General features: G+C 72.1%; 18 protein-coding genes. 11 read left to right on the top strand and 7 right to left on the bottom strand.

What is annotated here, in order from left to right; all coding sequences use genetic code 11:
* Positions 1-99: 99 nt before the first annotated feature.
* Both ACIF6F_RS09965 and ACIF6F_RS09960 read right to left on the bottom strand, forming a co-directional pair.
* Positions 100-834 (bottom strand): hypothetical protein, encoded by a 735-nt coding sequence (locus ACIF6F_RS09965; protein ID WP_399943800.1) that lies wholly within the window; start codon positions 832-834, stop codon positions 100-102.
* A 91-nt stretch (positions 835-925) separates the two neighbouring features.
* Positions 926-2,752, bottom strand: a complete 1,827-nt coding sequence (locus ACIF6F_RS09960) for an acyl-CoA dehydrogenase (RefSeq protein ID WP_399944576.1) — start codon at positions 2,750-2,752, stop codon at positions 926-928.
* 120 nt (positions 2,753-2,872) lie between these two features.
* On the opposite strand from ACIF6F_RS09960, the gene ACIF6F_RS09955 reads away from it, so the two are divergent.
* The 4 genes from ACIF6F_RS09955 (at position 2,873) to ACIF6F_RS09940 (ending at position 6,076) form a co-directional block, all read left to right on the top strand.
* The gene (locus tag ACIF6F_RS09955) at positions 2,873-3,364 is read left to right on the top strand and encodes an SseB family protein (protein WP_399943798.1); all 492 of its coding nucleotides are present in this window, start codon (positions 2,873-2,875) and stop codon (positions 3,362-3,364) included.
* A 167-nt stretch (positions 3,365-3,531) separates the two neighbouring features.
* Positions 3,532-4,491, top strand: coding sequence for a DUF5937 family protein (locus tag ACIF6F_RS09950; protein WP_399943795.1), 960 nt, complete (start codon positions 3,532-3,534; stop codon positions 4,489-4,491).
* 265 nt (positions 4,492-4,756) lie between these two features.
* Entirely contained in the window at positions 4,757-4,903 is a 147-nt protein-coding gene (locus ACIF6F_RS09945; RefSeq protein ID WP_399943792.1) for a hypothetical protein, read from the top strand.
* A gap of 174 nt (positions 4,904-5,077) precedes the next feature.
* Positions 5,078-6,076, top strand: coding sequence for a pirin family protein (locus ACIF6F_RS09940; protein WP_399943790.1), 999 nt, complete (start codon positions 5,078-5,080; stop codon positions 6,074-6,076).
* Positions 6,077-6,167: 91 nt separating this feature from the next.
* Here the strand turns inward: ACIF6F_RS09940 and ACIF6F_RS09935 are convergent, their stop codons facing one another.
* Positions 6,168-7,235, bottom strand: a complete 1,068-nt coding sequence (locus ACIF6F_RS09935) for an AI-2E family transporter (protein ID WP_399943788.1) — start codon at positions 7,233-7,235, stop codon at positions 6,168-6,170.
* Between the two features lie 52 nt (positions 7,236-7,287).
* On the bottom strand, positions 7,288-9,489 hold the full coding sequence (locus ACIF6F_RS09930; protein WP_399943786.1) for a SpoIIE family protein phosphatase: 2,202 nt from the start codon (positions 9,487-9,489) through the stop codon (positions 7,288-7,290).
* 193 nt (positions 9,490-9,682) lie between these two features.
* Between ACIF6F_RS09930 and aspS the strand changes: the two genes are divergently transcribed.
* Positions 9,683-11,500: an aspartate--tRNA ligase gene (gene aspS, locus ACIF6F_RS09925; RefSeq protein WP_399943783.1), complete on the top strand. Its 1,818-nt coding sequence runs from the start codon at positions 9,683-9,685 to the stop codon at positions 11,498-11,500.
* Positions 11,501-11,627: 127 nt separating this feature from the next.
* On the opposite strand, the gene ACIF6F_RS09920 is transcribed toward aspS, so the two are convergent.
* Together ACIF6F_RS09920 and ACIF6F_RS09915 are read right to left on the bottom strand one after the other, a co-directional pair.
* Positions 11,628-14,162 carry an FG-GAP-like repeat-containing protein gene (locus ACIF6F_RS09920; RefSeq protein WP_399943780.1) on the bottom strand — a complete coding sequence of 845 codons (2,535 nt, stop codon included), beginning with the start codon at positions 14,160-14,162 and terminating at the stop codon, positions 11,628-11,630.
* 105 nt (positions 14,163-14,267) lie between these two features.
* On the bottom strand, positions 14,268-15,254 hold the full coding sequence (locus tag ACIF6F_RS09915) for a LuxR C-terminal-related transcriptional regulator (protein WP_399943778.1): 987 nt from the start codon (positions 15,252-15,254) through the stop codon (positions 14,268-14,270).
* Positions 15,255-15,536: 282 nt separating this feature from the next.
* Between ACIF6F_RS09915 and ACIF6F_RS09910 the strand changes: the two genes are divergently transcribed.
* The 5 genes from ACIF6F_RS09910 to ACIF6F_RS09890 all read left to right on the top strand — a co-directional run bounded on the left by ACIF6F_RS09910 (position 15,537) and on the right by ACIF6F_RS09890 (position 20,651).
* Positions 15,537-15,743, top strand: coding sequence for a hypothetical protein (locus ACIF6F_RS09910; protein ID WP_399943775.1), 207 nt, complete (start codon positions 15,537-15,539; stop codon positions 15,741-15,743).
* 5 nt (positions 15,744-15,748) lie between these two features.
* Positions 15,749-16,024: a hypothetical protein gene (locus ACIF6F_RS09905; RefSeq protein WP_399943772.1), complete on the top strand. Its 276-nt coding sequence runs from the start codon at positions 15,749-15,751 to the stop codon at positions 16,022-16,024.
* A gap of 303 nt (positions 16,025-16,327) precedes the next feature.
* Positions 16,328-17,671: an FG-GAP repeat domain-containing protein gene (locus tag ACIF6F_RS09900; RefSeq protein ID WP_399943769.1), complete on the top strand. Its 1,344-nt coding sequence runs from the start codon at positions 16,328-16,330 to the stop codon at positions 17,669-17,671.
* A gap of 176 nt (positions 17,672-17,847) precedes the next feature.
* The gene (locus ACIF6F_RS09895; RefSeq protein WP_399943766.1) at positions 17,848-18,999 is read left to right on the top strand and encodes a transglycosylase family protein; all 1,152 of its coding nucleotides are present in this window, start codon (positions 17,848-17,850) and stop codon (positions 18,997-18,999) included.
* Positions 18,996-20,651, top strand: a complete 1,656-nt coding sequence (locus tag ACIF6F_RS09890) for an endonuclease/exonuclease/phosphatase family protein (protein ID WP_399943764.1) — start codon at positions 18,996-18,998, stop codon at positions 20,649-20,651. The genes ACIF6F_RS09895 and ACIF6F_RS09890 overlap by 4 nt, the downstream gene beginning before the upstream one ends.
* A gap of 90 nt (positions 20,652-20,741) precedes the next feature.
* On the opposite strand, the gene ACIF6F_RS09885 is transcribed toward ACIF6F_RS09890, so the two are convergent.
* On the bottom strand, positions 20,742-22,034 hold the full coding sequence (locus tag ACIF6F_RS09885; protein WP_399943762.1) for a VWA domain-containing protein: 1,293 nt from the start codon (positions 22,032-22,034) through the stop codon (positions 20,742-20,744).
* 308 nt (positions 22,035-22,342) lie between these two features.
* On the opposite strand from ACIF6F_RS09885, the gene ACIF6F_RS09880 reads away from it, so the two are divergent.
* The gene (locus ACIF6F_RS09880; RefSeq protein ID WP_399943759.1) at positions 22,343-24,445 is read left to right on the top strand and encodes a PhoX family protein; all 2,103 of its coding nucleotides are present in this window, start codon (positions 22,343-22,345) and stop codon (positions 24,443-24,445) included.
* Positions 24,446-24,478: the final 33 nt, after the last annotated feature.

Genomic DNA, 24,478 nt, shown 5'->3' with positions numbered 1-24,478 from the left:
ACGACGGTCGTGTTCGCCATGTCCGGACTGCGGCGGGTAGCCGAAGAGGTGGGATGTGTCGCGGGGTGCCTTCAGGTGCGAGGCGCCCACGGCCCGGTCTCAGCCCGTCGGACGGTCGAAGCGCCGGTGCAGCTGCCGCCGCTCGCCCCGGCGGATGCGCGGCAGCATCTCGGGGGTCTGCGGTGACCGCTGGGCGCGCCTTTTGCGTCCGGCGCAGAAGATACAGGCCTCCCCCGGAGGGGCGTCGGGGTCGATGGGCGCTCCGGGGTGCTCGGAGCACCCCGAGGCGTTGCGGGGACGGGAGAGTTCGCGGGCGACGATGAAGGAGCGGTGCAGGTCGTCGGCGAGCCGGACGAAGTCCTCGTCGGGCGAGGAGGGCGTCAGGTGGAAGCGCTGTTCCTCGACCCTGCGCAGGTATGCGCGCAGCAGCTGGAGGGTGTACGGGCCGTCGGGCACGGGGTAGCCGAGCCGCGGGTGCTCGCCGCCCGGTACGGGGGCGGGGGTGCGGGTGCCCTGGCGCCGGGCGGCCATCCTCCTGCGGTCGTTGCAGAGGAGGCAGCGGCCCCAGCCCTCGGGCGCCTCGGGGTCCAGCGCGCCGTTGGGGTGGTCGGGGCAGCCGGTGTAGGTGCGGGCGGGTGCGAGTCCGGCGGCCTGCTGGAAGGCCGCGTGGAGTGCGTCGGCGACGGGGTCGTACTCGGTGGGGTGCGCCCCCTCGTAGAGCTCCTGGACGCGGTCGCCGAGGGTGCCCAGCTGCGCCTGCAGTTCCTTGAGGGCGTACGGCCGTCCGGTCGGGACGGAGTACCCCCTGGCGCCGTGCTGCTCGTGTGGACTCATGGGTACGAGCGTGCCACGGACCGCCGACAAAGGGTGCGGGGTGCCGCTCGCACACGGCACCCCGCACCCCGTCCTCTTGAGGAGGGGAGGCCTAGAAGACGGCCTCGTCCAGCTCCATCAGCGTGTTGTCGACGGCCTCGGCCAGCTGGCGCTGGACGGCGAGGCCCGGCAGGACCTGGCCGGCGAAGAACTTCGCGGCCGCGATCTTGCCCTGGTAGAACGCCACGTCCTTGGCGGAGGCGGTCGCCAGCTTCTCGGCGGCCACGGCGGCGCCCTTGAGGAGCAGGTAGCCGATGACGACGTCGCCGGAGGCCATCAGCAGGCGGGTGGTGTTCTGGCCGACCTTGTAGATGTTCTTGACGTCCTCGCCGGTGGCGGTGAGGTCGGTGATCATCTTGCCGACGATGCCCTCCAGGTCCACGGCGGCCTTGGCCAGCGCGTCGCGGGCCGGGGCCAGGTCCTCGCCGCCGGCGCCCTCGGCGAGGAACTTCTTGATCGTCTCCGACAGGACATTCAGGGACGCGCCCTGGTCGCGGACGATCTTGCGGAAGAAGAAGTCCTGGCCCTGGATGGCCGTGGTGCCCTCGTAGAGGGTGTCGATCTTGGAGTCCCGGATGTACTGCTCGATCGGGTACTCCTGCAGGTAGCCGGAGCCGCCGAAGATCTGGAGGGACTCGGCGAGCAGCGCGTACGAGCGCTCCGAGCCGTAGCCCTTGACGATCGGCAGGAGCAGGTCGTTCAGGCCGATGGCCGCGGACGCGTCCTCGCCGGCCGCCTGCTTCACGGCGATCTCGTCCTGGACGGAGGCGGTGTAGAGCACCAGGGCGCGCATGCCCTCGGCGTACGCCTTCTGCGTCATCAGCGAACGGCGGACGTCCGGGTGGTGCGTGATGGTGACCTTGGGCGCGGTCTTGTCCATGAAGTTGGCCAGGTCGGGACCCTGGACGCGCTCCTTGGCGTACTCCAGCGCGTTGAGGTAGCCGGTCGAGAGCGTCGCGATGGCCTTCGTGCCGACCATCATGCGGGCGAACTCGATGATCATGAACATCTGGCGGATGCCGTCGTGCTTGTCGCCGATCAGCCAGCCCTTGGCGGGGTGCTGGTCGCCGAAGGTCATCTCGCACGTGTTGGAGGCCTTGAGGCCCATCTTGTGCTCGACGTTCGTGGCGTACACGCCGTTGCGCTCGCCCAGCTCGCCGGTCTCCCAGTCGAAGTGGAACTTCGGGACCAGGAAGAGGGACAGGCCCTTGGTGCCCGGGCCGTGGCCCTCGGGGCGCGCGAGGACGTAGTGGAGGATGTTCTCCTCCATGTCGTGCTCGCCGGACGTGATGAAGCGCTTCACGCCCTCGATGTGCCAGGAGCCGTCTTCCTGCTGGATGGCCTTGGTGCGGCCGGCGCCGACGTCGGAGCCCGCGTCGGGCTCGGTCAGGACCATGGTGGAGCCCCAGCGCTTCTCGACCGCGATCTGCGCGATCTTCTTCTGCGCCTCGTTGCCCTCCTCGTGGAGGATGCCGGCGAACGCCGGGCCGGAGGAGTACATCCAGATGGCCGGGTTCGAGCCGAGCAGCAGCTCCGCGTAGGCCCAGATCAGGGAGCGCGGGGAGGTGGTGCCGCCGATCTCCTCGGGGAGGCCGAGGCGCCAGTACTCGGACTCCATGAAGGCGTTGTACGACTTCTTGAAGGAGGCCGGGACCGGGGCGGTGTTGGTCTCGGGGTCGAAGACGGGCGGGTTGCGGTCGGCGTCCTCGAAGGACTCCGCGAGCTCGTTCTCCGCGAGGCGCGCGATCTCGGACAGGATGTCCTTGGCGGTCTCGGTGTCCATCTCCGCGAACGGGCCGGTGCCGTACAGCTTGTCGCGGCCGAGGACCTCGAAGAGGTTGAACTCGATGTCGCGGAGATTCGACTTGTAGTGCCCCATGGCGACGGCTCCGTAAGCAGGGTCGGTTACATCTACCAGCAAGTAGCTACGATGATGCTACCCACCGGTAATAAGAAGCAACCCCTATCGGGCCATCTGTGACTCGTTACTCTTTGGGCCATGTACGGCTACGACCAGAACGTGCCGGGCCAGCAGCAGTACGCGGCCCCTCAGCCCCCGCCCCAGATGGCCCAGCAGATGCCGGGGCAGATGGCCGGCGGGTACGCCGAGCAGCCGCTGTACCCCGAGCCCTCGCCGCCGTCGCTCGCCGACGCCGTACGCGCCTTCACCACGGGCCAGCTCGCGGCCGAGGACTTCCAGCAGATCTTCGCGACCTCCAAGGTCTACTGCCCCCGCGGTGACAACCCGGGCTTCCTCGCGCTGCACAACACCCAGCAGCCGGTGATCCCCATGTTCACCACGCTCAAGGAGCTCCGCCGGTACGCCGGCAAGGAGTCCAAGTACTTCGTCATCACCGGCGCCGAGGTGATCGACCTGCTGCCCACCGGATACGGCTTCGTCCTCGACATGGAGGGAGACCACCGGATGGTCTTCGACGCGAAGGCCGTGGAGCAGATGGTCGACTACGCGATGCGCCGCATGTACGGCTAGACGGCTCCCGGCGCGGCCGGCGCAGCCGCCCGGCGGCAGATGGCCGATGTCCGACGGGTCGCTGTTGTCCTGGACGTCGAAGGGTTCCATCATGTCCGCCAGGACGGCGGCGGGTCCGGCAGGCCGCCTGGCCGCGGGGGGCGCGCGGCGGGGACCGAGGGGGGCTCATGCTGCGGGTGCACTTCACTGCCGAGGACCTGCTCGGCGTCACGTTCGCGCCCGAGCCGTACCCCCTGGTCGAGCTGGCCCTGGCGCTGGTCGCCTGGCAGCGCACCGACCAGCAGGCCGTCTTCGGCCGCTGGCGCGGCCGGCTGGGCCGCGAGCTGCCGGCCCGGGTCCGCCCGCTCTTCGACCTGCTCGGGCCCGACGGTGACAACCCCTCCTTCGTCGAGCCGCTCACCCACGGCTTCGAGGAGGGCCTGGAGCGGGTCCGCGGGGCCGCCGGGACGCTCACGCCCGAGTCCCTGCGGCGTACGGCCGCCCGCGCGCCCGGCACGTCCTCCTGGCTGCGCGCCCTGTGGGGCCGCGACGCGGATGCCTGGGACGACCTGGAGCGGGCGCTGCGGGCCGCGCACGACGCCGTGCTCGTCCCGCACTGGGCCCGCGTCCGGCAGTCCTTCCGGGCGGACGTGGCCTGGCGCACCCGGCTGATGGCCACCCACGGCATCCGGGCCGCGCTCGCCAGCACCCACCCCGCCGCCCGCTGGCACGGCACCGCCTTCGAGGTCGGCCTGCCCCCGGACTACGAGGTACGGCTGGACGGGCGCGGCCTGACGCTGATGCCCTCCGCCTTCTGGACCGGGCGCCCGCTGCTTGCGGCGGAGGGCGACGGCCCGCCGCTGCTGCTGTACCCGGCCATGACCCCGCTCCCGCTGGCCGCGGCGGAACCCGCGCAGGGGGCGCTGGACGCGCTGCTCGGCCGTACCCGGGCCGCCGTGCTGCAGTCCCTGGTCCAGCAGCGCACCACCAGCGAACTCGCCCGTGACCTGGACATCAGCCTGCCCTCGGTCTCGGAGCACACCCGCACGCTGCGGGCGGCCGGCCTGATCACCACCGAGCGCGACGGCAAGGCGGTCCTGCACTCGGTCACCGGCCTGGGCGTGGACCTCCTGCACAGCGGCGCCTGACCCGGCCGGCCGCCTCGCCCCCATCCCCGCCGCCCCCATCCCCGCCACGCTGGGGCCCTCCCCGCCACTCTTCGCCATGTTTCGGTCAGAACCGAAACCATCGCGGCCCCACCGCCGACGGCCGGAAGATCGGTGTGCCGGGGGAGTTCGGGGGAACCCCCGGCCCGCCCGCCCTGGCCCCTCCGACGCACGGGGGCCCGGGCGGGTGAAAGGGCACGGGGGAGCCAACGGGGGAGCCCCCGCCCGTCGACCGGAGGAGGCAGAGATGACGCGTACGTCGATCCGCGCGAAGGCGGCCGCACTGATGGCCGCGGTGGCGCTGGCCCTGGGCGCCGGAGTGGTCGCGGCGGGCGAGGCGGCCGCCGCGCCGGCCCACCTGTGCCGCGACACCAACCCGGCCTGCAACACCTGACCGGCAGGCCTGCTGACCCGGCCGGCCGAGTCCAGGCACCCCACTGCCTGCCGTAAGAGGCCCAGGTCAGCGCCCAGAATGGCCCCGGAGGAAATTCCTCCGGGGCCATTCGGGTTGCAGGGATGGCAGAAAGTTCGAGTTTCAACTAAACTCGAGGCAGAAGGAGGCCGGACCATGCCTGCAGTGACTGTTGAGAACCCGTTGACGCTTCCCCGGGTCGCCGAGCCCGGACAGGGGACGGAGGCGCGGCGCGTGCTGGCCGTGACCACCGCGCCCGGTGGATTCGAGGGCGAGGGCTTCCCGGTGCGCCGTGCCTTCGCCGGGATCAACTACCGCCACCTCGACCCGTTCATCATGATGGACCAGATGGGGGAGGTGGAGTACGCGCCCGGCGAGCCCAAGGGCACGCCCTGGCACCCTCACCGCGGCTTCGAGACCGTCACATACCTGATCGACGGCACGTTCGTGCACCAGGACAGCAACGGCGGCGGCGGGGTCATCAACGGCGGCGACACCCAGTGGATGACCGCCGGGGCCGGACTGCTCCACATCGAGGCCCCGCCGGAGTCCCTCGTCGTCAGCGGCGGGCTCTTCCACGGCCTCCAGCTGTGGGTGAACCTCCCGGCCTCGGACAAGATGATGCCCCCGCGCTACCAGGACATCGGCGGCGGCAGGGTCAAGCTGCTCAGCACCCCCGACGGCGGCGCGCTGCTCCGCGTGATCGCGGGCGAGCTCGACGGCCACCAGGGCCCGGGCATCACCCACACCCCCATCACGATGATCCACGCCACCGTCACCCCCGGCGCGCAGCTCACGCTGCCCTGGCGCGAGGACTTCAACGCCCTCGCGTACGTGCTGGCCGGCCGCGGCAGCGTCGGCACGGACCGGCGCCCGGTCCACACCGGCCAGACGGCCGTGTTCGGCGAGGGCGGCTCGATCACGCTGCGGGCCGACGAGAGTCAGGACTCCAACGCCCCGGACCTGGAGGTCGTCCTGCTCGGCGGCCGCCCGATCCGCGAGCCGATGGCGCACTACGGCCCGTTCGTGATGAACAGCCGCGCCGAACTCCAGCAGGCCTTCGACGACTTCCAGGCCGGCCGCCTGGGCGTCATCCCCACGACCGCCCGCACCGGCCTCGGCCACCGCGGCACGGGTGAGGCCGACGAGGACTGACGTCCCGCGGGAACGGAGCAGGACGGAACGCAACGGAATGCAACGGAGCCGGCCGCACGCGCAAGCGTGCGGCCGGCTCCTGTCGCCCGGGCTACCCGACTTCGTCCGGCACCGGCCCGGGCGTGTTCGTGTACCGCGCCCGCAGCTCCGAGACGACGCCGAAGGCCGCGGCGGTCAGCGGGACGGCCAGCAGCATGCCGAGGATGCCCGCGACGCTCGCCCCCGCGGTGATGGCCAGCATGACCACCGCCGGGTGCATCTGGACCGTACGGCTCTGCACCACCGGCTGCAGCACGTTGCCCTCGATGACCTGGACCGCCAGCACCACGCCCAGGGTCCACAGCGCGACCACCCAGCCCCGGTCGGCGAAGGCCACGAGCACCGCGATCGCGCCCGAGAGGAACGCGCCGAGGTAGGGGATGTAGGCCGTCACGAAGACCAGCGCACCCAGGCCCACCGCCCCCGGCACCTTGAGGATCAGCAGACCGATGGTGATCAGCACGCCGTCGATCGCGGCGATGAAGGTGGTGCCGCGCATGAAGCCCTCGACGGCCTCGAAGGCGCGCCGGCCCATCGCCTCGATCAGGTCGCCCGAGCGGCTCGGCACGAGGGAGCGCAGGCCGGTCGCCGCCCGGTGGGAGTCGCGCAGGAAGAAGAAGATCAGGAGCATCGCGAGCAGGGCGGTCGCGAACCCCTGCCCCACCACGCTGAGCCCCGTGATCACGCCGGAGGCGGCGGTGCCGCCGAACTTCGAGAGCAGCTCCCGAGAGTTCTTGGCCAGGTCGGACAGCGAGGTGCCGGCCGCCCCGAAGTGCTCGCGGAGGTCCTCGCCGGCCTTGCGCAGGGACAGGACGATCTGGTCGCCGGTCTCGATCAGCGCCAGCACGACCACGTACGTCGCCCCGCCGACCACCGCGACCACAGCGAGGCAGGTCAGCGCGGCGGCGAGGGAACGGTTCACCCGCATCCGGATCAGCCGCCTGTGCATCGGCCTGAGCAGGGCCGCGCCGAGCACGGCGAGCAGCACGGGCGTGACGGCCGCCTTGAAGGTGATGCACAGCCAGACCAGGACCGCGGCCACGCCGGTGACGAGGAGGAAGACGGCGCACCAGGCGGCGACGCGGCGCACGGGGTCGGGGAGCAGGGGACTGTTCGGCATCCCGTCATCCAACCACGGTGCGCTCAGGGCCGGTCGGGGCCTGCGTCCGCCGTCACACCGCCTTCGCGTCCGGCTTCTCGCCCGTCGTCGCGTCCGGTGCCGCGTCCTCGGCCGGCTTCGAGCGCTCGTACAGCTCGAACCAGATCGACTTGCCCTCGCCGCGCGGGTCCACGCCCCAGGTGTCGGCCAGCATCTCCGTCAGCAGCACGCCCCGGCCGCTGCTCGCCATCTCGCCAGGCTGGCGCTTGTGGGGGAGTTCGTCGCTGCCGTCGGCGACCTCCACGCGCAGCCGCCGCGCACCGAGTTCGCCGCTGGCCTCGGCCAGCAGCATCGCGTCGCCGTCGGTGTGCATCAGCACGTTGGTGAGCATCTCGGAGACCATCAGCACCGCCGAGTCCACCTGATCCGCGTCCGCCCAGTCGTGCAGCAGCTCCCGGATCTGCCGGCGCGCTCCGGCGATGCGCTCGGGCTCGGCCTGCGCCACGGTCAGCATGGTGCGGCGGGCCGGCCGGGACGGGTGCGAGACGGACTCGCCGCAGCCGCAGCCGGGGCCCTCGCGGCACAGCAGGACCACCGCGATGTCGTCCTCGCGGCGGTCGGCCAGCGGTCCGGTGGTGTGGTGCGAGGACGGGCCGTGCACGGCGGAGACCAGCGCGTCCGCGAGCTTGTCGAGGCTCTCCGCCCGGTGCGTCTCGCCCTCCAGGACCTCGCGCAGCCGGGCCCAGCCGGTGTCGAGGTCGTGTCCGCCGGTCTCGATCAGGCCGTCGGTGCAGAGCATCATCGTCTCGCCCGGCTCCAGCGTGAACCGGGTGGTCGGGTAGTCCGTGTCCGGGATGATCCCCAGCGGCAGGCCGCCGGCCGTGGGCCGCATCAGCACGGTGCCGTCCGTCATCCGGATCGCCGGCTCGGGATGGCCGGCCCGGGCGACCTCCAGCACCCCCGTCTCCGGGTCGCACTCGGCGTACAGGCAGGTGGCGAAGCGCGGGCTGCGGAAGTCGGCGTCGTCGTACGGCTCCGCCTCCTCCTCGGAGGAGGCGTGCAGTCCGGCCAGGAAGCGCGAGGCGCGGGAGAGCACCGCGTCGGGGCGGTGCCCCTCGGAGGCATAGGCGCGCACGGCGATCCGCAGCTGGCCCATCAGCCCGGCCGCGCGTACGTCGTGCCCCTGGACGTCCCCGATGACCAGGGCGAAGCGGCCCGAGGGCAGCGGGATCATGTCGTACCAGTCGCCGCCCACCTGGAGGCCGCCGCCGGTGGGCACGTACCGCGCCGCGACCTGCATGCCCGGGATCGAGGGGCCGAGGGTGGGCATCATCGACCGCTGCAGGCCGGTGGCCAGCTCCTTCTCGGACTCCGCGACGCCGGCCCGCTGGAGGGCCTGGGCCAGCATCCGGGCCACGGTGGTGAGCACCGAGCGCTCGTCGGGGGAGAAGGAGACCGGGTGCTTGAACGCGGCCATCCAGGCGCCCATGGTCCGGCCGGCGACGATCAGCGGCAGGTAGGCCCAGGAGATCCGCCCGAAGCGCTGGGCCAGCGGCCAGGTCGCGGGGAAGCGCCGCCGGTACTCCTCCGGCGTGGGCAGGTAGATCGCCCGCCCGGTGCGCACGACCTCGGCCGCCGGGTAGTCCGTGTCCAGCCGCATGTCGCTGAAGGGGATCTCGTCCCCCGGCAGGTGCCCGTGGTGCCCGATGATCGACAGCCGCTCCCCGGCCACCCCGAAGACGGCCAGCCCGTCCGGGTTGAAGCCCGGCATAGAGAGGGAGGCGGCCACCCGCAGCACCTCGGCCGTGGACCTGGCCTCGGCCAGCGCCCGGCCGGCGTCCAGCAGGAAGGCCTCGCGGGAGCGGCGCCAGTCGCCGGTGATGGGGGTGTGGGCGGCGGTGGTGCCCGGTTGCGGCTCGGCGATCTCCTGGATCGTGCCGATCAGCTGGTAGTCCTGGCGCCCCTCGGGCGTGACGTTCGCCAGCGGCTTCGAGCGGCTGCGGACGGTGCGCAGCACCCGGCCGTCCTCGTCCATGATGCGCAGCCGGGCCTCGGCGAGGGTGCCCTCGGCGACGGCCAGGTTCACGATGCCGTTGATCTCGTTCCAGTCCACCGGGTGGAAGCGGGAGCGGACGGCGACCTCGGGGAGCTCCACGGGCTCCGCGGGCAGCCCGAGCAGCCGGGCGGCCTCGCCGTCGAGGGTGACCGTCCCGGAGGCGTTGTCCCACCGCCACAGGCCGGTCGCGATCGCGGCCAGGACGTCCTCGGTGCGCATTGATTCATCTTTACAGGTCATCGGCGCGCACGGCCTGTCGCGGCACCCCGGCGGGGGCGGGGCCGTACCGGACGGGGGGCGTCCGCGGCGGCCCGCCGTGCCGGTCGCGCCCGGGCGGTAACCTTGGGAGGGTTGACTCACACCCTGCTATCGCGTCGCGAAAGACGCGCTGTCGCGAAGAACTGGATGAACGATGCATCGGTACAGGTCCCACACCTGCGGCGAGCTCCGCGCCTCTGACGTCGGCACCGACGTCCGGCTGAGCGGCTGGCTGCACAATCGTCGAGACCTGGGCGGCATCCTCTTCATCGATCTGCGCGACCACTACGGCATCACGCAGCTCGTCGCCCGTCCCGGCACCGCGGCCGCCGAGGTCCTGGACAAGCTCTCCAAGGAGACCGTGGTCCGGGTCGACGGCAAGGTCGTCTCCCGTGGCGCGGAGAACATCAACCCCGAGCTGCCGACCGGCGAGATCGAGATCGAGGCCGCCGCGGTCGAGGTGCTCGGCGCCGCCGCCCCGCTGCCCTTCACGATCAACACCGACGACGGTGTGAACGAGGAGCGCCGCCTGGAGTACCGCTTCCTCGACCTGCGCCGCGAGCGCATGCACCGCAACATCATGCTGCGCTCCGCCGTCATCGGCGCGATCCGCCACAAGATGGTGTCCCTCGGCTTCAACGAGATGGCGACCCCGATCCTGACCGCGACCTCCCCCGAGGGCGCGCGCGACTTCGTGGTCCCGTCCCGCCTGAACCCGGGCAAGTTCTACGCCCTGCCGCAGGCCCCGCAGCAGTTCAAGCAGCTGCTGATGATCTCGGGCTTCGACCGCTACTTCCAGATCGCGCCCTGCTTCCGCGACGAGGACGCCCGCGCCGACCGTTCGCCGGGCGAGTTCTACCAGCTCGACATCGAGATGTCCTTCGTCGAGCAGGAGGACGTCTTCCAGCCCGTCGAGAAGCTGATGACCGAGCTCTTCGAGGAGTTCGGCGGCGGCCGCCACGTCAGCTCCCCGTTCCCGCGCATCCCGTTCCGCGAGTCGATGCTGAAGTACGGCAACGACAAGCCGGACCTGCGCACCTCGCTGGAGCTCGTCGACATCACCGACGTCTTCGAGAACTCCGAGTTCAAGGCCTTCGCCGGCAAGCACGTCCGTGCCCTGGCCGTGCCGGACACGGGCGACCAGCCGCGCAAGTTCTTCGACGGCCTGGGCGACTTCGCCGTCTCCCTGGGCGCCAAGGGCCTGGCCTGGGTCCGCGTGGGCGAGGAGAACGCCCTCACCGGCCCGATCGCCAAGTTCCTCACCGAGGAGAACGTCAAGGTCCTCACCGAGCGCCTGGGCCTGGCCCCCGGCCACGCCGTGTTCTTCGGCGCCGGCGAGTTCGACGAGGTCTCCAAGATCATGGGCCCGGTCCGTGTCGAGGCGGCCAAGCGCGCGGGCCAGTTCGAGGAGGGCGTGTTCCGCTTCGCGTGGATCGTCGACTTCCCGATGTACGAGAAGGACGAGGAGACCGGCAAGATCGACTTCTCGCACAACCCCTTCTCGATGCCGCAGGGCGGGCTGGAGGCCCTGGAGACCCAGGACCCGCTGGACGTCCTCGGCTGGCAGTACGACATCGTCTGCAACGGCATCGAGCTCTCCTCCGGTGCCATCCGGAACCACGAGCCCGAGATCATGTTCAAGGCCTTCGAGATCGCCGGCTACTCCAAGGAGACCGTCGAGACCGAGTTCGCGGGCATGCTGCGCGCCTTCCAGTACGGCGCCCCGCCGCACGGCGGCATCGCCCCGGGCGTGGACCGCATCGTGATGCTGCTGGCCGACGAGCCGAACATCCGCGAGACCATCGCCTTCCCGCTCAACGGCAACGCCCAGGACCTGATGATGGGCGCGCCGACGGAGCTGGAGGAGGCCCGCCTGCGCGAGCTGAACATCGCCCTGCGCAAGCCGGTCGAGAAGAAGGCCACCGGCGACCGCCCGGTCTCCGAGGCCGTCCACCCGGACGCCGCGCGGTAGTCGTACCGGTCGTACCGGTCACGCCGGCCACACCGGTCGTACGAAGGGGCCCGGGATCCGCTCAGGATCCCGGGCCCCTTCGGCTTGCCCGGGGGCCGTACGGACGTACGGCCCCCGGCGCGTCCTGCTAGACCAGGCCGCCGTAGACCTGCCAGCCGGTGGCGATCTTCACGCCGGCGCCGAGGGCGCCGTTGGCGGTGCCGTAGTGGCGCCAGATGTTGCCGGAGGTGTCGCGGGCGAGCAGGTCGTCCTTGCCGTCGCCGTTGAAGTCGCCGGCCGAGACCACGGAGTTGTACGAGACGCCCCACTTGGCGCCGATGTAGTCCGGGTTCGAGAAGGTGCCGTTGCCCTGGCCGTACATCCGGTAGGCGTTGTTGTAGGAGTCCTGCAGCAGCAGGTCGCCCTTGCCGTCGCCGTTCAGGTCGCCGGCGCCGACGACCTTCTTGTACTGCTTGTACCCGCCGGACAGCTGGACCCGCGGGGCGAAGACGCCGTCGCTGGTGCGGGCGTACAGGTACAGGTAACCGGTGGAGGCGTTCCGGGCGACCAGGTCCGGTCGGCCGTCGCCGGTGACGTCGGTGGTGGACGTCAGGACGTCGTACTGGTTCCAGCCGCCGCCGATCAGGCGGCTGGTGGTGGCCGGCGTGGGCAGCTTGCCGCAGGCCGGGGTGTAACGGCGCAGCTCGCCCTTGGAGTTGCGGACGAGGAAGTCGTTGCAGCGGTCGCCGCTCATGTCCTTGACCGGCACCACGCGGATGCCGGCGGGCCAGCCGTAGCCGGTGGCCGAGCCCTTGAACGCGCCGGTGGCGCGGTCGCCGAAGATGGACCGGATGCCGCCGTTGGTGGTCGTCACGACCGCGTCGCCGAAGCCGTCCGGGGTGCCCGAGGCGCTGCCGAAGTCGCGGTAGACCGCGCCGCCGCCGGTGACGGTGGCGTTGCCGGAGGCGAGGGCGACCTCGGTGGTCCCGCCCGCGGCGGTGCCCTTGAGGGTCCACTTGACCGGGCCGTTGGGGGTGACCGCGCCGGAGGTGGTGCGGCCGTTCCAGCCGGGCTCGATCTTGTTGGTGCTGGTGACGCCCTTCAGCGCCTTCAGCACGTTGCCGCGCAGGTCGGTGACCGTCAACGTGTAGTTGCTGAAGGAGTGGTTGACGGTCCAGACCGCGGCCCAGGGCTTGCTGCTGGTGTTGGTGCCGGCGAGCGGGATCGTCGCGGGGACGGTCGAGGAGACCACGGCCAGCGGCGGGACGTACTCGGTGGTGTACGCGTACCAGAGGTACTCGGCGGTTCCGCTGTCGCCGGACCAGACGGCGACGGAGTTGGCCTTGCCGTCCGCGGTGATCTGGCCGTACGCGGTGTCGCCCTGCGAGCCCTTGATCGCACTCGCCGTGGACCACTTGTCGCCGGTCCGGGCGGCCTGGAACAGCTCGCGGCCGGTGCCGTCGGCCTGTTCCTGTGTCCACAGGACGCGCACGGTCCCGTCGGTGCCCATGGCCACGTCGAACTGCTCGGGGACGTAGCGGGTGGAGAGCGTCTGCACCGCGGACCAGGTGCCGGTGGCGTGGTCCAGGGTGGTGGTGCGGGTGCCGAAGGAGTCCGCATCCCGGTAGTCGACCCAGACCGCGGTCAGGTCGCCGTCGGGCTCCAGGACGGTCTCGGGGGTGCCGGTGCTCCCGCCGGCGGTGAACGGCTTCGTCTCGGTCCAGCCGGTGGCCGGGTCGGCCGCGACGGCCGAGTGGAAGGTCGCGTTGCCCGACTCGGGGTCGGACTCGCTCCAGGTCAGCGCCACCTTGCCGGCGGCGGTGGCCAGGCGCGGGAAGCCGAGGGAACCGGCCGAGGTGGCGACCGGGGCGGGGGTGGTCCAGGACGCGGCGCCGGCCGCGCGGCTCGTCGTACGGATGCTGCTGCCCTCGCCGTCCTCCTGGCGGTAGGCGACGACGGCGGTGCCGTCCGCGTCCACGGTCACGCGCGGGGCGGCGGTACCGCCCTGGCCGTCCGCGGCGGCGGTGCTGACCTGGACCGGAGCGGACCAGACGCCGGCGGGTGTGCGGGTGGCCGTCCAGACCTCCGGCTTGCCGCTGCCCAGCGGGTGCGCGTTCCACGCCGCGGTCACGCTGCCGTCGGGTCCGGCCGCCAGGCTCGTGTCGCCCGGCTCGACGTTCGCGTCCTTGTCCACGAGCGGCTGCGGCGTCGACCAGGTGTCGCCGTCGGCGTTCTGCGTGGCGGTCACGACCCGGCCGGCGGTGCGGGTCTCGCTGCCCGGGCCGAGGTCGTCGGGGAACTCGGTCCAGATCGCGACGGCCCGGCCGCCGGCGACCGTGAGGTGCGCGTCCCAGGCACCGAGCTCGGTGGGCGTGGTGGCCAGCAGCCGGGGGCCCGTCCAGTTCGCACCGGCCGGGCGGCGGGCCGCGTAGAGCTTCCAGTGCGAGGTCTCGGTGTCCTTCCAGCGCCACAGGGCGACGGCGGAGCCGTCCGGGGCGCTGACGAGGTCCATCGGGTGGGTGGGGGCGTTGGTGCCGTTGACCTTCCACGCCTGCGACCACGGGCCCAGGTCGGCGGCGACGGCGGTGCCGGACGCGAGGACCGGTGCGGCACCGGCAACGGCGGCCAGCGCTACGAACGTGGCCAGAGAGCGCCGGGAGCGGACGGAAAAGGAGCGACGCATGTGTTCCCCGTGAACGAAGTCGATTGGTTTCGCACAGGAGACCCGCCAGGGCCCCGCAGGGTTGTACGCCGCGGGGCCCGGCTTCCAAGTGTTACCGTCCGGTGATCAGAGCCAGCCGCGTTGGGCCGCCTTCAGGCCCGCTTCGAAGCGGCTGCCCGCGTCCAGCCGTTCCATGAGGGCGGACATCTGGCGGCGGACGGTGCGCAGCGAGACGCCGAGGCGCTTGCCGGCGGCCTCGTCGGTCAGGCCGGAGGCGAGCAGCTTCAGCAGTTCCAGCTCGGCCGGGGACGGGCCGTCCTCGTCGCCGCGGGCGCGGGTGTCGGCGCCCAGCGGGACGGCCGCTTCCCAGGTCTGCTCGAAGAGGGCGATCAGGGAGCTGACGATGCCCGGCGTGCTGGTGCACAGGGCGCCGAGCCTGCTGTTGGCGGGGTCGATCGGGACCAGCGCGGTCGTCCGGTCGAAGATCAGCATCCGGGGCGGGACGACCGGGCTGGTGCGGATCTCGCCGCCCAGTTCGGTGATCCAGCGCGCGTAGGCCCGGGTGGGGGGGTCGTTGCGGGCGGAGTCCTGGTGGATGACCCGCAGGCTGATGCCGCGGGCCAGCGCGTCCTGGTCCAGGGGGCGCGAGGCGTCGAGGCTGGCCTGCGACTGGGCGCCGGGCTGGATGGCCAGGCACTCGTGGCGCAGGTCCCGGGCGAGCGTCTCCAGCCTCCGCTGGATCGCGTCCAGGCCCATGAGCCGTTCGGCGCCGTCCACCTCGGTGCCGGCGCGCAGTCCGGAGAAGCTGGCGACGGCCCGGGCCATCGCCTCCTTGCCGGCCGCCAGCTCCTGCTGGCGGCGCACCAGTTCGGCCTCCTGCCGGCGCAGGATCAGTTCGAGGCCGACGTCCGGGGTGAGGGCCCGGAGGAGGCCGGGCACGTCGCGCGACGGCTGCAGCAGCTCCAGGTCGATGAGCCGGTCCAGACCGTCCCGTACCTCGGTCTCGGGCATCCCCAGCAGCTCGCACAGCTCGGCGACGCCGGCACCCGGGTGCTCCAGCAGCCCTCGGTACACGGACTCCGCCGAGGCCCCCAGACCCAGCACTTCCAGCATGTTCTCCCCACCCCCGGGTCCTCGGCGCGCATCCGGAAGCCCGCCGTGATCTTGATCGTCCCCCGGCCCATCGTCGGCATACGGCCACCGATCCGCAAGGAGGTTCGGGCGAGGTGGCACCTCCGTGCCAGCCCTCTTGGTGCCACCCGGAAAGCCTTCCGGAGGGTTCCCGACCCCTGCAGGATGGTGATCACCGAGAGGGCGGCGGGACACCGGAAACAGCCCAACGCCTCGGGAGAAGAAGCCAAGTTGACGGTAATGTCTGCACCTCAGGGGGATCCGATGTCCATGTCCAAGCACCTCGCCACCGCCGCTCTCACCGTTCTCCTCGCCGCCGCCGGCACCGGCGCGGCCCAGGGGGTCATCGGGTGGGACTCCGCCAAGCCCGGCGCTGTCGCGGCCGGCAAGCCGGTCATCGGCTGGGACTCGGCCCCGGCCGGTTCGACGGCGGTCGCCGGCGGTGGCGCGGGTGTGATCGGCTGGGACTGATCCTCATGCACATGGTCACGGCGCTGCTGCTCGGTGCGGCGGACGTGGACGGCAGCCGGAAGCGCGCCGACCTCGTCCAGGACCTGCTCTGGGCCCACACGGACCCCGCCGACCGGCTCGAACACATCCGGGTACGGCCCCACTGGGTCGGTCTGGAGGCGGTGTTCCTGCTGAGCAGTGCGTACGGCACCGGCGTCCCGTGCGGAGCGCTCGCGCTCCTCGGCCGTGCCTCCGCCCCGCTCGCCGCGCAGGGCTACACCCCCCTGCAACCGGCGGAGTGACGGGCATCCACCTCTCCGCGGCCGCAGGCCGCCGACCGGCGCGCTGACGCCCCGGTCCCCTCGGTGCACCGGCTCCGTCCCGGTGCGGTTCTCCCCCTCTCCCCGAACGCGGGTCACGGCCCTCCCGGCGCCGCCCGGTCCCTTCCGCACGCCTGACCGCGTGCCGGCCGGCGCCGCGGTGCGCGCTGCCCGGAGGCGCCCGAGCCGGCCGGCTCCGGCACCGGTCGACCCCGCCACCTCGACTTGCTCCACCTCACCTCACACCTCACCTCACCTCGAATTCCTCACCAGGAGACCTCTGTCATGTCCATGACTCTTTCGACCCGTCGCATCGCCTCCGCCGCCGCCGTCGCCGCCTCGCTCGGCGCCCTGGCCCTCGGCGGCCTGTCCCCGGCCCAGGCCGCGAGCCCCGCGGTTGCCCCGGCCGCCGTGACCGCGGAGACCGCGACCTCGACCGTCGGCGGGCAGATCACCCGTCAGGAGATCCTGGAGCGGGCCCAGTTCTGGGTGGACAACGCCGTCCCGTACAACCAGGGGGCCACGGCCAGGGACCCGCAGGGCCGCTACTACCGGACCGACTGCTCCGGCCTGGTCTCGATGGCCTGGCACCTCAACACCAGCGCGGTCACCTGGACGCTGCCCGACTACTCCACCAAGCTCTCCGGCTACGACCAGCTGCTGCCCGGCGACGCGCTGAACAACGTCAACGCCCACGTCGTCCTCTTCGACAAGTGGGTCGACTCCTCCCACACCGAGATGTGGATCTACGAGCACGCCCGCCCGGGCACCAACGCCCGCCACATCAAGGTCACCCGCAGCTACATGCAGGGCGAGGGCATGTCCGCGTACCGCTACAACAAGGTCGCGGAGTCCCCGGCCACGGTGAAGGACACCGGCATGACCGACGTGACCGCGGTCGGCGACATCACGGGCGACGGCGTCGGCGACGTGATAGCCGTCGACTCCGCCACCGGTGACCTGTACCGCTACTCCGGCCCGAACTTCACCGGCGGCACCGCCCGCGTCAAGATCGGCACCAACTGGGACACCATGGGCACGATCGTCGGCGTCGGCGACCAGAACGGCGACGGCAAGGGCGACATCATCGCCGTCGAGAACTCCACCGGCGACCTGTACCGCTACTACGGCCCGTCCTACAGCGGCTCGAACCGCGTGAAGGTCGGCACCAACTGGGACTCGATGCACGGCATCGCGTCGGTCGGCGACATCACCGGCGACGGCAAGGGCGACATCATCGCCGTCGAGACCGCCACCGGAAACCTGTACCGCTACTCCGGCCCGTCGTACGGCGGCAGCACCCGCGTCCAGATCGGCACCGGCTGGAACATCTACTCCACCATCGTCGGCGTCGGGAACATCACGGGCGACGGCAAGGCCGACATCGTCGCGGTCGAGACCTCGACGGGCAACCTGTACCGCTACTCGGGCCCGAACTTCAACGGCGGCACCCGCGTCCAGATCGGCACCAACTGGGACTCGATGATCAACCTCACGGGCCCCGGCGACCTCGACAAGGACGGCGTCCCGGACCTCCTCGCGGTCAACGCCTCCACCGGCAACCTGTACCGCTACTCCGGCCCCGGCTTCACCGGCTCCAGCGCGGTCCAGATCGGCGTCAAGTGGTAGCCCGCACCGCCTGATCCGACAGGCGGCACCCCGGAAGGCACCGCCTTCCCGCACGGCGGGGCCGGCCCCCCGGCCCCGCCGTGCCCTCCCGGGTCCCCGCCGACCCCGGCGCACAGCCGCCCGCAGGCCCTGACGCCCCGTCGCCCCGACGCCACGACACCAGAGGTGCCCCCGAGATGTCCGTCTTCACCCGCAACAAGTCCGCCCTGCTCGCCCTGGTGGCCGCCCCGGTCGCCGCGCTCACCCTCCCCCTGCTCACGGCGGCCCCCGCCTCGGCCGCCTCCGTGGCCACCTGGGACAAGGTCGCCCAGTGCGAGAGCAGCGGGAACTGGTCCATCAACACCGGCAACGGCTACTACGGCGGCCTGCAGTTCTCGAAGTCCACCTGGGACGCCTTCGGCGGCACGGCGTACGCCTCGTACGCCCACCAGGCCACCAAGGAGCAGCAGATACGCATCGGCGAGAAGGTCCTCGCCGAGCAGGGCGAGGGCGCCTGGCCGCACTGCGGACCGGCCGCGGGCCTCGGCTCCGACCACGCGGACCCGTACCCGTCCGAACCCGAGCTGCCCCAGGCCAGGATGAACAACCTCACGGGCGTCGGCGACCTGAACGGCGACGGCAAGGGAGAGCTGGTGGCCGTCGACGCCGCCACCGGCGACCTGTACCGCTACTACGGCCCGAGCTACGGAGGCGGCAGCCGCGTGAAGATCGGCTTCGGCTGGAACGCGTACTCGGACATCGTCGGCGTCGGGGACGTCACGGGCGACGGCAAGGGCGACCTGGTCGCCGTCGACAAGAACAACGGCGACCTCTACCGCTACTCGGGCCCCAACTACAACGGCGGCACCAAGGTCAAGATCGGCAGCAACTGGGACTCGATGACGAACATCGCCGCCGTCGGCGACGTCACCGGCGACGGCAAGGGCGACCTCGTGGCCGTCGAGAAGGCCACCGGGAACCTGTACCGCTACGCCGGCCCCTCCTTCGGCGGCGGCACCCGCGTCCAGATCGGCACCGGCTGGAACATCTACTCCACCGTCGTCGGCGTCGACGACGTGACCGGGGACGGTACGGCCGACCTCGTCGCCGTCGAGAAGGCCACCGGCGACCTCTACCGCTACTCGGGCCCGAACTTCGTCGGCGGCGCCGCCCGCGTCAAGGTCGGCACCAACTGGGACTCCATGCGCGGCCTCGCCGGCGTGGGCGACGTGACCGGCGACGGCAAGGGCGACCTGGTCGCCGTCAACGCCTCCACCGGCAACCTGTACCGCTACTCCGGCCCGTCGTTCACCGGCGGCAGCGCGGTCCAGATCGGTACGAACTGGTGAGCCGCCGTACCGCGTCCGCCTGGACAGCCCTCGGTTCGGCCGTACTCGCCCTCACCGCGGCCGTCGGCCTCGCCGCCCCCGCCCAGGCGGACACGGTCGGCGCGGCCACCGCCCCGCCCCTGCGCTTCGTCAGCTACAACATCTGCGGCAACATGTGCGTCGGCGCGGACCACGACAACGCCAAGCGGATCGACAGCGTCGTGTCCCAGGCCGCCGTCGGCACCTGGAACGCCGACCAGATCTTCCTCCAGGAGGTCTGCCGGCCGCAGTACGACGAGATCCTCTCCCGCCTGGCGCCGCTCGGCTTCAAGGGCCACTACACGCCGACGATCTCCGGGAAGGCGACCGTCTGCGGCGGTGCCGACTACGGCAACGCCGTCCTCGTGAAGGGCCCGGTCACCGCCACCGCCGACCTCGACCTGACGGTCGGCGGCGAGGCGGAGCCCATCAGGATCCCCTGCGTCCGGAACTACATACAGAGCCGGGCCAACTGGGCCTGCTCCGTCCACCTCTACTGGGACGACGGCACGCTCGCCGCCCCGGAGGCAGAGAAGCTCGCGGCCCAGGCCGAGGCGTGGCAGGCCCAGGGCACCCCCGTGGTGCTGGGCGGCGACTTCAACCACACGCCCCGCACGACCTCCCTGCGGCCCTTCTACGACAAGACCATCGGCGACGCCGCCGAGGGCACCTTCGTGGAGGCCGACGAGACCGACACGGAGTTCTTCGACCCGGCGGCCTGCACGCCGGGGACGCAGACCCGCTGCCGGTCGGGCGAGGCCACCCGCCTGGACAAGAAGCTCGACTACGTGTTCTTCAGCCGGGCCCACTTCAAGACCCCCAAGGGCGACGCCCTGCCGCTCGATCCCGCGGTCTCCGACCACCGGATGGTGCGCGGCGCGGCCGCCTGGGCCGACTGCGGCGCCTTCGCCCCCGCCGGCGGGGCGCTCTTCCGCCGCGACGCCTCGGGCGCCCTCTTCCGGTACACGGGCAAGGGCGACGGCACCCTCTCCGGCGCCTGCAAGACCGGCACCGGCTGGACCGGGATGCGCCAGGTGGTCCGTCCCACGGGCGGCACCACCCTGGCCGCCCTGGACGCGGGCGGCGTCCTGTGGCACTACCCGGCGGACGCGGCCGGCACGTACTCGGGCTCCACCCGGGTCCAGGCGGCCACCGGCTGGGGCGCGTACGACCGGATCCTCGCGCCCGGCGACTCCAACGGTGACGGCCGCGCCGACCTGATCACCCGTGACACGGCGGGCGACCTGTGGCTCCACGCCGGCACCGGTGCGCACTCCTACGCCGCGCCCGTCCGGATCGGCGCCGGCTGGGCCGGGTACGAGGCCCTGCTGAGCCCCGGGGACTTCTCCGGCGACGGGCGGGCGGACCTGCTGGCCCGCGACGCCGCGGGCGACCTGTGGCTGTTCCGGGGCAACGGGCAGGGCGGGTACGAGACCCGGGTCAGGATCGGCACCAACTGGGACGTCTACACCGCCCTCACCTCGCCCGGCGACGTGAACGGCGACGGCAGGGCCGACCTGCTCGGCCGCGACGCGGCCGGCGACCTGTACTTCTACAGGGGCGACGGGGCGGGCGGCTACGCGCCCCGCGTCCGGACCGGCAGCGGCTACCCGGCCGGGGAGCTGCTCTTCTAGGACCACTTGGTGAGGTGGGAAACGCGCAGGGCCCGGAACCGTCGAGGTCGGTTCCGGGCCCTGTGCCGTGCCGTGACGCCTCCTGCCGGATCAGCGCAGGAAGTCGCCCAGGATGCCCTTGACCAGCGCGGCGGAGGTCAGCTCCCGGGGCTCGGGGCCCGCGTGGAAGAAGCCCGCGTTGTCCGCGTCCGCGTCGAGCTTGCGCAGGAAGTCGAAGGCCTTGTTGTCGTGGTCGCCGAAGGCCACGAACTGCCAGTGGACGTTCTTCGCGGAGCTCGCCGCGTCGGCCACGGCCTGCCGGGCGGGCTGCCTGGCGTCCGGGGCGCCGTCGGTCTGGAAGACGACCAGGGTGGGCACGTCGGAGTCGCCGACGTGCTCCAGGACCTGCTCGACGGCCCGGTGGTAGCTGGTGCGGCCCATGCGGCCGAGGCCCGCGTGGGTCTCGTCCACGCTCGCGTGGTTGGCGGGGGTGAGGTCGTGGGTGCCGTCGATGTCCGTGGAGAAGAACACGGTGTGCACGGTGGCGTCCTCGTCCAGGTGCGCGGCGAGGGCGACGGCGTGGTCGGCGAGGTACTGGGCGCTGCCGTCCTTGTAGAACGGGCGCATCGACCCGGAGCGGTCCAGCACCAGGTACACCTTGGCGCGGGCGCCCGCGGCGCCACGGCCGCGCAGCACGCTGCCGGCGGCCTTGTAGGGGTCGGCGAGCTCCTTGGACGCGGCGCGCACCTGCGCGAGGGTCCGCGCGGGTCCCTCGACGACCTCGGCGGCCACCGGCTCGGCCTCGACCTCGGCCACGGGCTCGGCTTCCACGACGGGCTCGGGCTCGGCCTCGGCAGCGACGGGCTCGGTCTCCACGACCGGCTCGGGCTCGGCAGCGGCCGGCTCGGCCTCGGCCACCGGGGCCTCCGCCTCCACGACCGGCTCGGCCTCGGCGGTGACGGGCTCTTCTTCGGTGACCGGCTCGGGCTCGGCCTCCGCGACGGAGGCCTCCGCCTCGGGCGCGGGCTCGGCGACAGCGGGCTCCGGCTCCGCAACCTCAGCGGCATCGGCATCGGCAGCGGCAGCGGCCGGGGCCGGCGACTCGCGCCGGGCCTCCGGGACGGTGGCGTCCGCCGGGGGCGCGACGCCGAGCGAGGCGCGCTGCTCCGGGGCGCCCACCGGCACCGGGTCGGAGTCGCGCGGTGCGGACTGGGAGGGGACGGTGGGGTTGTCGAAGGACGCCGCGACGAGTTCCGCGGCCGCGTCCAGGGGGGCCTTGTCCGAGGCCGGGGACTGGGCCGGGACCATCGGTTCGGCTCGCTCCGGCTGATCGGTACCCGTGGCGGTGACGGACTCCGCACGCTCGCGGCCGAACACCTTGCGCAACAAACTCCGAATACCCATGAGCGAGGCCTTTCGCATGAGCTGGGGGTGCGATGTTTGTCCGTACTGCGGGGGAATTGGCGAAAGATCCCTGACCAGAGTGGACACGTAAGGTTATCGGGACCGCTCCCCGTAACAAGGGAGGGGAGGCCCCACGCGCCCGTTCCAAGGTCCGCCGGAGTGAACTTCCGCCCCTTCGTGCCGGATTCACCCACCGTTCATCCGCCCGCCGCCGCCGTGGCGCAACTGCGTCCTACCGTCGCGGCTGGATTCGTTCCGACACGATGTCGGCGCAGTGAGCGTCGCCGTGTATTCACCGGAGGACATACGTGCGCAAGCTCCTGCCGCTCATCAGCACCCCGCACGCGGGTGGCCGCTCGGCGCTCACCTGCCGCTTCCGCTGTGGTGACGCCTGCTTCCACGAGGTGCCGAACACCAGCGACAACGAGTACGTCGGCGACGTCATAGCCGGTGCGCTCTCGCGCCGCTCGATGCTCCGCGCCGCCGCCGTCGTGACGGTCGCCACCGCCGCCGGCACCACCGCCGTCGTCGGCCAGGGTGCCACCCCGGCCGTGGCCGCCGAGGGCGCCGCTACCGGTACCGGGGCCGCCACCGCCGTTGACGCCGGTGCCGCCCGGGGCCTGCGCTTCGCCCCCGTCGCGCCCAACACGGACGACCAGGTCACCATCCCCGCCGGCTACGAGCAGGGCGTCGTGATCCGCTGGGGCGACCCGATCCTGCGCGGGGCCCCGGCCTTCGACGAGAAGAACCAGACCGCAGCCGCCCAGGCCGGCCAGTTCGGCTACAACAACGACTTCCTCGCCCTGCTCCCGCTGGACGACGCCTACGCGCGCCGCCAGGTCCTCGTCGCGAACCACGAGTACACCGACGAGGTCCTGATGTTCGCGAACTACGACGCGAACAACCCGACCCGCGAGCAGGTCGAGATCGCCTGGGCCGCGCACGGCCTCGGCGTCGTCGTGGTCCAGGAGGACCACCGCAGCGGCAAGCTCACCCCGGTCCGCCGCCACGAGCTGAACCGCCGCCTCACCGCCACCAGCGAGTTCCGCCTGACCGGCCCGGTGGCCGGCAGCGACCTGGTGAAGACCTCCGCCGACCCGACCGGCACCAAGGTGCTCGGCACGCTGAACAACTGCTCCGGCGGCACCACCCCGTGGGGCACCACCCTCCACGGCGAGGAGAACTTCAACCAGTACTTCGCCAACGGCGGCGCCGTGACCGAGCCGGTCCAGGCCGCCCGCCTGAAGCGCTACGGCGTCGGCGGCGCCGCCTCCGAGCGCAAGTGGGAGCGCTTCGACAAGCGCTTCGACGTGCTCCAGGAGCCCAACGAGGTCAACCGCTTCGGCTACGTCGTCGAGCTCGACCCGTACGACCCGACGTCGACCCCGCGCAAGCACACCGCGCTCGGCCGCTTCAAGCACGAGGGTGCCCAGCCGCGCCTGACCGAGGACGGCCGCCCGGTCGTCTACTCCGGCGACGACGAGCGCTTCGACTACTTCTACAAGTTCGTCTCCAGCAAGCGGATGAAGAAGGGCAAGTCCCGCGCCGCCCGCGAGCACAACCTGACCCTCCTCGACGAGGGCACGCTGTACGTCGCCAAGCTCACCGGCGACTCTCCGGCCGCCCAGATCGACGGCACGGGAAAGCTTCCGAACGACGGCGAGTTCGACGGCACCGGCGTGTGGATCCCGCTGGCCACCGCCACCGCCGACGGTGCCGTCTCGCACGTCGACGGCATGACCGCCGAAGAGGTCTTCGTCTTCACGCGCCAGGCCGGCGACAAGGTGGGCGCCACGAAGATGGACCGCCCCGAGGACATCGAGCCGTCGCCGCGCACCGGTCGCGTCTACGTCGCGCTGACCAACAACAAGGACCGCGGTGCCGCGGGCAAGGCCCCGGCGGACGAGGCCAACCCGCGCAACGCCAACAAGCACGGCCAGATCCTGGAGCTCGCCGAGAACTGGAACGACCCGGCCTCGGACGGCTTCGCCTGGCGCCTGTTCCTGGTCGCCGGCGACCCGAACGACCCGGCCACCTACTTCGCGGGCTTCCCGAAGGAGAAGGTCAGCCCGATCTCCTGCCCGGACAACGTGGCGTTCGACTCGCACGGCAACCTGTGGATCTCCACGGACGGCAACCAGCTCGGCACCCACGACGGCCTGTTCGGCGTGGCCACCCGTGGCGAGCGCCGCGGTGAGCTGAAGCAGTTCCTCACCGTGCCGCGCGGTGCCGAGACCTGCGGCCCGCTGGTCCAGGACCGCCGCGTCCTGGTCGCCGTGCAGCACCCGGGCGAGCTCGACGGCGCCTCCGTCGAGAACCCGATGTCGGTCTGGCCCGACGGACCCGGCAAGATCGTCCGCCCCGCGGTCGTCGCGGTCTGGCGCAAGGACGGCAAGAACATCGGCGTCTGATCCGGTAGTTGAGTGAGCCGGGGTGTGTTTCAC

Source organism: Streptomyces sp. NPDC086023 (assembly GCF_044540325.1).
Taxonomy (GTDB): Bacteria; Actinomycetota; Actinomycetes; order Streptomycetales; family Streptomycetaceae; genus Streptomyces.
Note: the sequence above shows the minus strand (reverse complement) of the source record. Positions and strands in the feature narration are given on the sequence as shown.